This window comes from Thalassotalea litorea (genome assembly GCF_005843925.1).
In the GTDB taxonomy this organism is placed as follows: domain Bacteria; phylum Pseudomonadota; class Gammaproteobacteria; order Enterobacterales; family Alteromonadaceae; genus Thalassotalea_A; species Thalassotalea_A litorea_A.
Genome location: NZ_VCBC01000005.1, coordinates 297,842 through 311,811 on the forward strand (window position 1 = coordinate 297,842; position 13,970 = coordinate 311,811).

Annotated in this window: 8 protein-coding genes; all 8 read right to left on the minus strand. The window is 45.1% G+C overall.

Annotated features, from left to right (window positions below):
• Nucleotides 1-7 precede the first annotated feature (7 nt).
• Nucleotides 8-1,573 (minus strand): tryptophan halogenase family protein, encoded by a 1,566-nt coding sequence (locus FE810_RS06760; RefSeq protein WP_138319260.1) that lies wholly within the window; start codon nt 1,571-1,573, stop codon nt 8-10.
• 155 nt (nt 1,574-1,728) lie between these two features.
• Nucleotides 1,729-4,503 (minus strand): TonB-dependent receptor, encoded by a 2,775-nt coding sequence (locus FE810_RS06765; protein WP_138319261.1) that lies wholly within the window; start codon nt 4,501-4,503, stop codon nt 1,729-1,731.
• Between the two features lie 185 nt (nt 4,504-4,688).
• Entirely contained in the window at nt 4,689-5,744 is a 1,056-nt protein-coding gene (locus tag FE810_RS06770) for an SMP-30/gluconolactonase/LRE family protein (RefSeq protein ID WP_171022281.1), read from the minus strand.
• Nucleotides 5,734-8,058 (minus strand): agarase, encoded by a 2,325-nt coding sequence (locus FE810_RS06775; RefSeq protein ID WP_138319263.1) that lies wholly within the window; start codon nt 8,056-8,058, stop codon nt 5,734-5,736. Before FE810_RS06775 ends, FE810_RS06770 begins: the two co-directional genes overlap by 11 nt.
• Before the next feature lie 207 nt (nt 8,059-8,265).
• The gene (locus FE810_RS06780; protein WP_246036939.1) at nt 8,266-9,543 is read right to left on the minus strand and encodes an MFS transporter; all 1,278 of its coding nucleotides are present in this window, start codon (nt 9,541-9,543) and stop codon (nt 8,266-8,268) included.
• A gap of 19 nt (nt 9,544-9,562) precedes the next feature.
• A complete protein-coding gene (locus FE810_RS06785) occupies nt 9,563-10,717 on the minus strand; it encodes a mandelate racemase/muconate lactonizing enzyme family protein (RefSeq protein WP_138319265.1) in 1,155 nt (384 codons plus the stop codon).
• Nucleotides 10,714-11,433 (minus strand): GntR family transcriptional regulator, encoded by a 720-nt coding sequence (locus tag FE810_RS06790; protein ID WP_138319266.1) that lies wholly within the window; start codon nt 11,431-11,433, stop codon nt 10,714-10,716. The genes FE810_RS06785 and FE810_RS06790 overlap by 4 nt, the downstream gene beginning before the upstream one ends.
• 190 nt (nt 11,434-11,623) lie before the next feature.
• Nucleotides 11,624-13,954 carry an agarase gene (locus tag FE810_RS06795; protein WP_138319267.1) on the minus strand — a complete coding sequence of 777 codons (2,331 nt, stop codon included), beginning with the start codon at nt 13,952-13,954 and terminating at the stop codon, nt 11,624-11,626.
• Nucleotides 13,955-13,970: the final 16 nt, after the last annotated feature.

Here is a 13,970-nt window from a genome sequence, read left to right on the forward strand (position 1 = left end):
CCTCAGGTTATATTTTTGCCAGCTGTTGTTGAGCAATGGCGTTCAACAAGGTTCTATTGCTCGGCATTTGAGCAACTAATTGTTTGGTTTCCATCGCGTTTTTTTGCATCCATTGCAGCGCCTGTTGCTGGCTATGCAGGGATAAACCTGATGGATTGGCTTGGGTATGAAAGCCCATGCCATAGAGGACGTATTGATAACTGGCTGCGGGAAATACTTCCTGAGCATAAGGAAAATCTTCATGCCAGGGAGACTGGTACCGCCACAGGGATAACATCTGCTGCAAAGAATCCGGAATAAATTTCGGGTTTTGATTATCGATCCAATATTGGCTATCGCGCCGTTTGCTTAACAGATAATGGAGTTTTAGAAAATCGATAATGCTTTGCCAACGATATAAGAACAACCGATTAAATCGATTGGCAATCACATCCATGGGCTCTTTGACTGCGGGTAATTGCTGTGCGATAAACGATGCAGAAATCTCGACCAATAATAGCGCGGATGCTTCCAGAGGCTCTAAGAAGCCCGCGGATAACCCCACGGCGACACAGTTTTTATGCCAAAATTTTTGTCTGTGGCCCGGTTTGAAAGTAATGGGTCTGAAAGTCAGGTCTGCGGCTTGTGCTTCAGTAAGATTCAGATAGTCGAGCAATTGTTGATGAGCCTGGACGTCACTAATGTAATCACTGGCGTAAACGTGACCAACACCGCGACGATTGGCAAGCCCAATATCCCAGATCCAGCCGGATGTTTGCGCAGTGGATATGGTATGAGAAGCAATTGGACTATTTTTATCCGGATAAGGCACTTGCACCGCTATCGCCTTGTCATTAAATAAAATGTCCTGGCAGGATTTAAACGGTATCTTAAAGTGCTCACCTATCAACAGGCTTTTAAAGCCAGTACAGTCAATAAAAAAATCGCCTTCAATCGTCTGGCCTTTCTTTGTGGTTAACGATTTGATATCGCCATTTAAATGGCTATCCACAACCTCAACATCCGCATAAATATGTTGGACATTTAATTGTTCAACACAATGATGCTGTAAAAATTTGGAAAACTTTCCGGCATCGAGATGATAGGCATAATTGGCCACACTATCGTATTCGGGGGTACTTATTAATTTTGGTGCAAGCCCATGCTCACATAATGCCCCTTGGCTGCAGACACTATTCGCAAAATCAGGGACTTTGTTATGCATAGCCTGCAACGATAACCAGTGCTCAGCCAGATTGGTTTGTTCAAAATCTTTGGGTAATACCAAAGGGTGATAATAGCCGTCATCGACTGCCCCTGTCACCCAGCCACAAAACTTTGCACCTTGCTTAAAAGATACATTACACTGGCGGATAAATTCGGTTTCATTCACCCCCATCGCCTGCAACGAGCGACGCATCGTTGGCCATGTTCCTTCTCCGACTCCGATAATCGGGACGTTTGGCGATTCTACCAGAGTGATCCGGGGTGGATTATGATGGGCCCTGTTTAGCTTTGCCGCAATGGTACCGGCAGTGATCCAACCAGCGGTACCGCCGCCTACAATGATTATTTCCCTGATTGGTTGTGACATAACATAGCCTTTTATGAATTATTATTTTTGTCTTATTTTTACATTATGTGGAGTGGTTAACTCCTGCAATAGTGGCTGCCCAACAAAGCCTAAGCCTTGATGAACAGCCAATTACAATCGTTTAAATCAACGATCAATAACACCGGGAACGGCAGTTAGAACTTGTAACTGATCCCCAGGTTGTAACGCGGACCATATTGCTCTGCCGATAGCAACTGCTCTTCAAAACGGCCATGTCGGCGCGCCGTTTCATCGGTCAGATTCAAGCCATCAAAAGTAATGGTCAATGCCTCTGTGATGTCGTAGCTCGCGCTCATATCCAATTGTCCGTATGCTTCTGTGAATGTAGGCTCGTTGCCCAGGCTCAACAGAAACTCATCTCGCCAGTTATAAGCGAAACGGATTTGGAAATTGTCCCCTTCGTAAAAACCAATCAGGTTACCAGAATCACTTAAACCGGTTAACGCGATAGTCTGTTCAAAGTTATACGGATCAAATGCCTCGTCACTGTCTACTAAGGTATAGTTAGCAACAGCCCCGAACCCGGAATCTGCGAACATATATTGCACGTTGAATTCCCACCCATCGACAACCCGGTTTTGAATATTGTCCGGTGTCGCGACTTCCCAGCTGATGACCGGATCGGATGCCTGGCTTAAACAAGCAGAATTCGGTATCTCTGACGCATCTGGGCAACCGGGCCGCGGATCAACACTAGGATCACGTAAAGGTTCACCATTAACATCATTGATAGCACGGTTTTCTGTGCCAGCACCAATAAAGTTTTCAACATATTTCTTGAAATACCCTACTGAGGCATAGCTCCCGTCATCCAGATAGTATTCAACAGATACATCGAAGTTATCGGATGTGATTGGCAACAGGTTTGGGTTACCTTGCGAGGCATTAAATGGACCACCAGGGCGTGCATTGACAACCGTCGCAGGAAACATTGCGCTAATCCCGGCACGAGCTAATGTACGGCTATAGGAAAAACGAGTCACCAATTCATCGGTAACCGTCATGCTAACATCAAGGTTTGGCAAAATACGGGTATAATCACCGGACAATGCTTGTTCTGAAGGCACGTCATCAAATACCGGACGTAATTCCTGAACATGACGGTAATTCATCGCCAATATGCCATTTTGGATGGAGTATGCCGTTACATCGGTTGATTCATATCGCACACCGGCATTCATCTTAACTGGCATTTCGTTGAACTCTGTATCTACATCGACCGATACATAAAGTGCTGTTGTATCTTCGGAAATACCATTAGTTCTGATGGACGGTTCAACAAACTTTCCTTCGGCTGCAACAATATCAATAAACTGATGAACGTTATATTGCGGGATCAACGGGAATAGGTTTTCGGTACCTGGGAATTGATCTGCGGTATCACCCAGTTCAATAAAGTCCAGATCAAGATTGTCCAAAGGCACGTCAACAAACGAGAACACTTCACTTAAGTAGGTATCCACTTCATATTCGGTGCGAACCACACCAAAATTGATACGAGCAAGCGCACTATCGGTACCAAGGTTTTCCCAACTACCGGACAGATGATATTGCTTGATATTATTTTCCATCTCATACCCACGTTTTTGGTATAAATCAGAAACAATATTTTGTTTTGCGTATCCACCGCCAGGGAGTGAAGAGTCGTCAACAATAATCGCTGGAATTTCACCATCAAAATCCGCACCAATCAGCGCGACCGAACCCGGAGGATTTTTTAGGTTCGCCAGAGTCTCTGCGGTTTGACCATCCGGGTTAGAATGAGACGTAGAATCGTGCAAATCAAGACCAAAAGACAAAGAATCTGTCGCTTGCCACTCAATATTTACACCAATTGAATCATTTTCTTTCTCTTCATAATATTCCCATGCCCAGAAATTCAATTCATCATCCGGATCACGAGGGTCAATCAAGGTGCCGTTTACATCCGCTGAACCCATCGGGCTATCAAACCAGAACGCCATACGATTTGTCTGACTCACTTCTTTCAGGCGCGACATGGTATAATCAACCGTCGCTACTAACCCATCGAAAGGTTGAAATTGCAGCACAGCTTGTGCATTTTGGCGTTCACGTTCCGTATCGAAATGCTCTACACGTGCAGTCCAGGGTGTCCAAATTGCCTGCTCTGGATTTTTGCTGGTATCTATCGCGCTTTTATCAACATTATCCGCACTTCGATTTCGTACCCAACCGTCGGTACCAACGACATCGGTGTGACTGTCACGTTCAGAATGCGATGCAGAAAGAAGCAAGCCTAAGGTACCATCGAGAAACGTACTGCTGATCATGCCTGAGATTTCAGGTGTAATATCATCACCGCTTTCAACACTGGTATCGTAAATGGCTTTCGCTGAGGCAAATGCGGTGAATTCGTCATAATCAAATGGACGAGCCGATTGAATATCAATCGTTGCGCCAATGCCACCGGACGATACGTTTGCCCGTCCCGTTTTATAAACATTCACGCCAGAAACACTTTCCGCAGCAATTTCACGGAAGTTAAAGCTTCGTGATATGCCAGCGGACTGTAATGCCGACGAGTTTGGCATTTGTCGACCATTTAAAGTAACCAGATTAAAATCCGGTCCAAAACCACGTACGGTAACCTTGTTACCTTCGTTATTAGCCCGGTCAATGGATACACCGGAAATACGTTGCAATGATTCCGCCAGGTTTGTGTCGGGTAATTTCCCTATATCTTCGGCGGTTATGGCATCGACAATACCATCAGAGTCACGCTTTATCGCAGCCGACTTTGTCAAGGCACTGCGAATTCCCTGAACTTCGATGACCTCAATATTCTGAGCATCTTCCCCAGAACTTTCTTGCTGGGCATATGCTCCACCACTCATTGCAACCAGCATGGCAGCATAGAGCGTGCTTTTTTTAAATGTACTTTGGTTCATAGTTTTACCTATCGGTTATTTTGTTGTTATAAAATGGCTTTATAAACCTCAGTCGACAGTCTGTCTGGCTGTACAACCAACCGGATTTATGACATTCACCTTTCCTTATATATTTAATTGTTAACAATTTTATTATTGTAAAAAAGTGCCGGTTAGCACCTGGATGCCCTCCTTTATCGGTTAATTCATGGGGAAAAAATTAAAGATTGAGTAGTATTAGTCTGCAAACGCAATTTTCTTAATTCATTGTCCGAGGTCAGATAGAGAAGCGTTTCATTGTCCGCAAATGCCAGATTTGCAGTAAAGCCCGGCAAGTGAATGCGGGCCAATAGTTGCTGGTTTTGGTTAAATATCCAAATGCCTCCAGGGCCAGTTGCAAACACCCAGCCATTACTGTGCACTTTAAGTCCATCCGGAGCACCCACTTCATTCGTGGATTGCTCTGGTGTATAGAACAACTCTTTCGCCAAAATATCCCCCTGTTCACTTAAACGGTATCGATACCAGGCTGGCTGGTGTTGATCAGAAACCGCCACATAGAGCCACTTGTGATCAGGTGATAAGGCTATGCCATTGGGAAATGTCAGAGAGTCATCGACCAGGGTGATTTCATTCTGATCGCCGGTTACGTTGTCAGTAACACGGAAAATACCTTGAAAACTTAGCTCTTTAAGAGGGTCGTTGAGCTGTCCCGCCAACCCATAAGGAGGATCGGTAAAAAACAACGTGCCGTTGGCATGCACTGCACAATCATTGGGACTGTTTAATCGTTTTCCCTGATAGTCACGCATTAACACATTTAAGTCTGGTTTTGTGTCAATAGAATGTGCCTGTGGTGATTGGTTTAATAATGCTACCTGCCTTGTTCTCGATTGCATCATCAGCAATTGACCTTTGCCATTACGGCACAGACCATTGCTAAACCCAGAATCCGTTAAAAATTCCGTTAAGCCGCGCTTTTCATCATAACGGTAGATTTTATTGGCAGGGATATCGCTAAACAGCAAAAATTCTTCGTCTGCAAACCATAACGGTCCCTCTGCCCACTCAAAACCATCGGCAACTACAGCGTAATTCTGACTGATATCTAATAACTGCAGAGCCGCTTGATCGTAAATGGAGTAGATACCTGTGCGCTCAACCGCATTCACCTGAGCGCAAAAGCTCATCATCGACGTAACCCATAAACTGGCGAAAACGAGCGCTTTCCAGGTTACAAAATCAAGGCATTTATGGCTCATTGTGACCATACCTGCGCTGGTACAAATTTCGATTTACCTGACGCGCCGCATCTACCAGTGGCGCATAAGGAATATCGGTAACGGAAACAAAGCCGACGTTGTAGTTTTCGCCATCTAACGCCCTTCCGGTTAACGGCGAGTCTATATATTGAAACCAATGAGTGCCAACAAAATACGGATTATCAATCGCACTGTTAACATATTCCGCGTATTTCTTGCCTCGATCCTGCTGGCTGGCTGCATGGATTAAGCCAGGGTTCAGTAACCCAGAATCCAGGGCGCCATTATGAAATTCACCGATGATAGCGGGTTTGTCTATCTCATCGAGAAAGCGCCAAAACTCATCATTTATGACTTCCTTGTAATAGTTGTAGCTAACCACATCCGCAACTTCCGACGCCGCTTTTCTTAATTCCGGTGTCATGCCCCAATCTGCAAACCGAACGCCCATATACAGATGATTCGGCATAAAGGTTTCCATGGCTTGATTAACGACGGTAAAATACTGCAAGCCAAATTCATAAAGCATGGTAGATAAGTCGGCAACGACGCTCTCATTGAATTCCCTTAATTCAAAACCCGAAGCAAAGCTATCCCAGGATTCCAAGTCGATTTCCCAAGCCTGGTTGAAAGCCTCTATGGTCGAATATTTTTGTTGCATTAATGCACTGAAATGAGCTTTGGTCGGGCTACTTTTCCGATCCAGCCTGAGTGCGTTTATTGGAACCGCAAATTGGCTTTCATATTTGCCCATTTGTCCCCAGCTTTTTTCATTATCAATAAAAACGCCGACACACCAAGGGCTGTCATTTACTTCATCGGCTACCTGCTGCACGGTAATCATGGCTCGTTCTTTAAAAACCGGATCGAAGGGATCCGGCAAAGGTGCCCAATAGTCATTGCCGCTGCTGACCGTTTTAAAATCACCAATAATCCAGCCATTAGCAAAATATGGATATTGCTGCATCGAGTAAAAACTGGGATCAATCCAGTTGCCAAATGAGGTAAAACCCCAGGATTGCATGCGTTTAATGGTCGTGTCTCGCCATTTCTGCTCGGCGAGTTGAATATCATTGGTTTGATATTTGCGGGTTAAATTTGCCTGATAAAAACTATAGGTTTCGCCTTTGTCGATGGCACCGGTATGAACTTCGCGGCGATAGCCAAAATGTTGTCCCATTGGCGATTCATATTCGGGTAACCAGGTAAACATCTGGCTACGCATTTTTGACGTTTCATAACGGCTAGGCCAGGCATCTTTTGGGGCACGGTTCAAACCAATAGAATCTTCTGGGGTGAGATCCCCCGACTGACGCTGCTTGATATACGTTGCGTCAAAGTCGTAGCCGGTTATCGTAGACGTATTTGCCATTCGCACATTGGCAATGCCATTAGAGAAAAACAAATAGCCTTCAGGATCTACCAATGACCATTTGCCTTGATATTTTTCCACTCGATAATAACCGCTTGCCTGTAATTTCGGTCCCAGTTTCCAACCATTAAACTTACTGCGATCCGCAATGTCATTTGATACAAGCGAACTTTGTTCCTGTTCAGCAATCGCTACCAATTGTTCATCACTATGCACTTCATTGGTAAATTCCTGCTTAGCATTCTGACCAAATTTATCCACTAACCCGATTAGGTAGTTTTCATCCATGGCGTTTGGTTGAACCAAGGTAATATCATCAAAGATAAGTGTTTTGTTTTCCGCTACCCCAGTGACTTTAAACCCAAGACTCGCCACCTTGCTTAGATCGATATGTTTATTGCCATACCGCCAGATAATCGGCTGATAGTTATCTTGCCAACTAAACGGATTTGAGCGAATGCCGGTTTCAATCTCCAAATCCGGCCCCGATAATTCGATGAGATAACGTTGTGATGATTGTGCCGGTATCGCTACGCTGCGGTTATGCGCTACCCCGTGACTATCTTTAACCGACACATACAAATGTACCGACGACAACTCTGGATTTTCAATATCCATAGCAATGCCAAAATTGCCCTGATTGCTCCAATCCCATAGTTCATCAGGCACGAATTCAACAACCGACTCATGGTTAGAAGCGCTGGCAAAGTCAATTTTCACCGCCTGTCCGTGCTCTGATGCAAGCAAAGATTTATTGGCATTATGTACGTTTACCTGATGCAGCGGGGCTTCATCATCAAAACTCAATAATAGATTGCTATGATTCTCTTTGGTTTCGGACAATATGTCGGGCGAAGAAGGTTGATGACAGCCCACAAGCCATAAACTTGTCGTTAATACGCCTGTCGTGAATAACATCTGCAATGTAGAATGGTTGCTCATGGCGGTTCTTTTCCTTGCTTGCCTTAGCTTCATAAGGACTTGTTAATTAATGTTGTAATTTTCCATGTCGGTTTACAAAATTCGCGCTCAGCGTTGTCGGTGACAAAGGCAATGCAATACGTATGCGCCGACCTGAAATTGCTAGCTTCAGACTTTATGCCCATGTTATTACCTCAATCAGGCCGTAGCTTTCGTTAAAATAGCCCCTCACCCCTGCACCCCGTTGGCCGTAACATCAAAAATGGGCTCGTCAATGGGTTCGACTTTGCCAACCAAAAACACATAGGAGAGTAAGCCGACCAATGCTAGCGCCGCGATCATCACCAGAGCGCTTTGAAAATCGCCGTCCTGAGCCAGATAACCTATCGTTAAAGGCACAATGACCGCCGCAAGGCCACCAATAAAGTTAAAACATCCCCCAACCAGACCGACCATGGATTTGGGCGCAATTAAGGAAACAAACACCCAGTTAATTGACGCCAGACCGTTACCAAAAAAACTCAGAGATAAAAATACCGTAACCCAAAGTGTGCTTTGCACATAATTGGCGCCAATAATGGCACTGGATAAGAGCAGCCCAAGCATGATTGGCATTTTTCGAGCAAATTCATTGGAATAGCCTTTTTTCACCAGGTAATCAGACACAAACCCAGAGAGCAATACCCCACAAAAAGCCGCTAAAAAGGGTACCGAGGCAACAAAACCGGTCTGTAAATCCCCCAAGCCTCGATATTCCGCCAGATAGGTTGGAAACCAGGTGAGAAAGAAGATCATCGTGCCACCGAGACAAAATTGGCCGAGATAAATCCCCCAAAGCTTTTTTTGACTAAAAGCAAATTTAAGCTTTTGCCAGTTCGCCGCATTGTTTACCTTTGTTTCAGGTTCAATAACCAAGGGCTGGTCAACATCATCGATGTGATCCGATTCAGGTTCGCGATAGAATCGGTACCATACCAATGCCCAAACAATGCCGATTAAGCCGGAAGCAATAAACAAACCGCGCCAGCCAAAGGCATTCTGAATCAAAGCCAGCACCGGCATTAAAAATGCCAGACCGATAAATTGCCCGGAGGTGTATACAGCGATAGCGCCGGCGCGTTCCTGAGCAGCAAACCATTGGGTGACAATTTTATTATTGGCGGGATAAGAAGGGGCTTCGAACAGACCTATCGCCATGCGACAACCGATCAAGGCGGTCAATGAACTTACTAAGCCCTGTATTAAGGTAGCTACGGACCAGGCGATAAGGATAAAAGGATAAAGAAACCTAATTTTAATGATATCTACCACCATACCTCCTGGGATTTGCATAATGGAATACGTCCAAGCAAATGCTGAAAAAATCAGTCCCATTTCAACGCTGGTAAGTTCCAGCTCTTGTGACATCGCCGAAGCAGCGACAGAGATATTGGTTCGGTCCATATAATTAATGACTACGCTGATAAATATCAGTGCCAATATTTTGAACTTGCCGGTATTTTTCATTATTCGTCGCTCCATGGTTTTACCAGTTCTGATAACTACCATCGGGTTTGACTAAGCGAGGCGGCTCCCAAAAATCAAAAGCCAGCTTTTTGACAACATCTTCATTTATCTCGATCCCAAGCCCAGGCGCAGCATCGACACTCAAACGATGATTCACCGGTTGTAATCTTCGATTAAATACCTGGTCATAATCGCTCAAATCACCATCATAAGGGGGCCATTCAAGCCAGGAAAAATTACTGATGGCCGCGCAATAATGCATCGAAGCAGCGGTGCTTAGTGGGCTCAATGGATTATGCGGCATCATATCCAGATACTTAGTTTCACATAATGCAGCGATCTTCATCGCTTCGGTAAATCCACCGGCATTGCATATATCAATGCGCGCAAAGTCGACCGCTCCTTGCTCAACAAATGGGGCAAAATCCCACTTTGACGTAAATTCTTCGCCGATGGCAAACGGCACATCTACCATTTGTCGCAAAGATTGATAACTTGTTAGCGATTGAGCGCGAATCGGCTCTTCAATAAAATCCAGAGTACCCGGCGGCATACGTTGAATAAATGAACAGGTTTCTGCCACGGTTAAGCGGTGATGGTAGTCAATTCCCAAGACTGTTTCTGGGCCGAGCTGTTCACGAATATCGGTAAGTAAAGAGGATACCTGTGCCAACGACGTTCTTGGGCAAAACTGAGTTGCCTGTTCTGGGCTGCCATGCACGCCCGTGGTGGTTCTGATTACTTGCCAACCCGCTTGTTTTAAGCTCAGAACTTGCTCGACAAGCGCTTGTTCGTAAGCCGATGTCGCGGTAACAAATAGCTCAACATATTCTCGCTGTTTACCACCGAGAAGCTGATAGACGGGTACATTTAGGTGTTTACCCAGGACATCGTGGAGAGCGATATCAATAGCCGAAATTGCCGCGGCTAACACTCTGCCTCCTTCAAAATACTGGCTCCGATACATTTCCTGCCAGAGGGCACCAATGTTCATCGCACTACGCCCTACCAAAAACTCCCGAAAATGCTCAATTGCCCCGGCAACGGCTTTTTCTCTACCCGATAATCCGGATTCTCCCCAGCCAAAAATGCCTTCATCCGTTTCGATTTTCACCAGGCAAACATTGCGATGGCCTAGCCAGAATGCATAGCATTTGATATCGGTGATATTCATCCTGTAAGCCCTTGTAATGGCCGGTAACCGCTACTCGATGCAGTTTCTGTCACCTGAGCAATCCAATAATCGCCACCGCTCTTGATGTGAGCAAGTAAGGCTTCATTGGCTTCTTCGACCGCCCCTTTGCTAATGAAGCTTAGTAATGTTTGATGTTCTGCAACGGCATCACTATAGCGTTTATGACTTATCGGCAAGTTGGCGTGCATTGCTTGTAATATCAGCCGTTTTCGCCGCCAGAGTTTGACCGCTTCCTGGTTATAATGGCCCCTGTACAGTTGCCAGTGAAATGCCGTGTCCAGCTCTCGAAACCGAGTAAAGTCCTGAGCTTGTGTTGCCGTCATCTTCTGAATAATGTTCTCAAGCTCTGCGATATCCTCAGGTGTATGGTTTTGAGTAAACTCTTTTAACAAATACGGTTCCAGCAATTGCAACATCTCAAACACATCGCGCATGGTACTAAAAGCAAACCTTGCAACACGCGCTCCGCTGTTTTTCTGAAATGCCACAAACCCCTCGCCTTCAAGTTGTTTTAATGCTTCGCGCACAGGATTGATGCTAGACCCATATTTTTTGGCGAGTTGCGTCGTTACCAACCTATCCCCACTGACAAGTTGTCCCTGAGCAATATCATTTAATATCTGACTGTAGATGCTTTGATCATCGGCCACTAAGCCAGCCTGTTGGCTGATAGTGACGAGTTTTACTGTTTCCATAAGGTCAAAAAATTACACATAGTTAACATTCAGATTACACATAATTTAATATTGATCAATACATTTAATCATTAATTGTTAACAATAATTAAATAACTGCACTTAATTAAATCATTAAATTCTCATATAAACAGTGGGTTAGTGTTACTCCAAGAAGAAGAGGTTGATTTTAAAAATCAACCTCTGCCGATTACTGGGTACCTAAACGCTGCTGATACATAGAACCAGTAACCTGTTGTACGGCTTCAATCAACTCTGGATAAGGGGTATCCGTAACGTTAACCAGGCCAATATTGGCATTTTCACCATCAAAAGCGCGACCGGTAATGGGTTCATCAACGTATTGAAACCAATGCGCCCCCACCATATACGGCTTTTCAATAACGCTCTGCATATACGCTTTGTATTTGCGGGCGCGATCTTGTTGGTCGCTGGCATGGACAATGCCCGGGTTATACAAACCCGAATCGGTGGCCGTACCGATATGGAATTCACCGATAACAACCGGCAGATCAACGGACTCTAAAAATTTCCAATGATGTTCCTGAACCCCATCCTCATAAATATTAAAGCTAAGTACATCTGAGTATGTCACCGATGCTTTAATAATTTCATCAGGCATGCCCCAGTTTGCCATGCGAGCCCCCATATAAAGGTGATTCGGCATAACCTGTTCCAGTGTGTTGTGCACCACAATAAAATATTGTTCGCCTAACCGGGTTAATAATGCGGATAAATCATCTACGTGCGCTTGTGTAAAGTCGTCAAAAGTTGCACCTGAGGCGAGTTGCTGCCAACTAGTAAACTGGGTATTCCACGCCTGATTTAACTGAACAATGGTGGAATATTGCTGCTGCAACTGTACCATAAATGCCGCTTTCGCCGGGCTGGAGAGAGCGTCCTTGGATAAGGCATCCAGGATCACGCCATATCTGGCTTCGACACTGCCCTGTCGTTCTCCCCAGCTTTTTTCATTATCAATAAAAATACCTGCGCACCAGGGCGAATTTTTCACCTGTTCAGAGATCCGCTCAATGGTGATTTTTGCGCGTTGTGCAAACACGGGGTCGAATGGGTCTGGCATCTTGCCCCAATGATTCACTTTTCCTGAGAGCGTCTGAAAATCGCCGATTATCCAACCATTAGCAAAGTAAGGTACCTGTTGTGCACGATAAAATTGTGGATCTACCCAATTACCAAACGAGGTAAACCCCCAGTGTTTCATGCGTTTCATCGTGGTTTCATACCAGCTTTGCATAAAGTCATCGCCATATTTTCGTTCTAAATTGGCGCGATAAAAATTAAACGTTTCGCCATGAGCAATAGGACCTTTATGGGTGCTACGACGATAACTGTAGTGCTTGGCCAGCGGCTGTTCATAACTCGGCAGCCAACGGAACATCTGGTGTCTAAGCGGCAACGTAACAAAGCTGGTCTGTTGCGTTTGTTCGGAAATATTGACGATACCGATCGAATCCTCCGGGGTCACTTCATCCGGGCTACGATAGCGAATACTGTCATCTTTATAATCCACTCCGGTTAATGTCGACAAATTGGCCATCCGCACATTAGCCGGCCCATGGGAAAAGAACAGATAACCTTCCGGATCTACCATCCACCACTTACCGTCGTGCTTTGCCACCCGAAAATATCCGGTACCTTCAAGTTTTGGACCCTGACTGAACCCACCAAACTTTGATCGTTGTTCGGCATAGGCATTGTTTCTGAAATCCTCGATTTGTTGTTTGGCCTGAGCAACCAGTTCCGCATCGTCGGTTACGTGAAGTGAGGTTTGCACCTTGGTATTTTGACCATATTCATCAACAACGTGTTTCATCCAGTCAGGATCACTTTCTGGATTTTCTCGAATGCGGATATTCGATAACGTTAAAGATTGGTCATTCAACAAACCAATAGTAAAGAACCGAAGTTGCGCCAACGAAGACATATCAACCTGACTCGCGCGCCAGGAGCGCCAAATCATCAGTTGGTCTTCGGTATTCCAGGGTGGAGCATCACCCCACATGCCCGTATCCGTAAGTGCCTCTTTGCCAGACAATGGAAAATACACGGTTCCCGAAAAGCCCACTGGAATGCTAATTGAACGTTTTTGGACATCTTCGTCTGGATTAGCGATTTCAAGGTAAAAGTGAATGGACTCGGTACCTGTATTGGTGACATCAAAGGCAAGATTGTGCGCTGGTAACACCGACAATTGCCAGGGAGATTGGGGGGTTAACGTGACAGCAGATATATGCTCTGACGCTTTAAATTCTATCTCGAGTTGGTTTTGCTGTTGGCTGATTTTAGCGGTTTCAGCGCTGATATCGGGAACGTTTCCGGCGTCATCGGGTCCGAGTAAATCGAGCAACACTTGTTCTTGTAAAAACACATCCGCGTTCTTATCTACCAAAGGCGGCATGCTATTGCTGTCACTATCGCTACAGCTACTCAGGCATGTAATTAAGCCTGCAATTACCACCGACTTTATCGATAAACGTTTGGTTTTGTTTTGGTTCATGACATTTAATCCATAA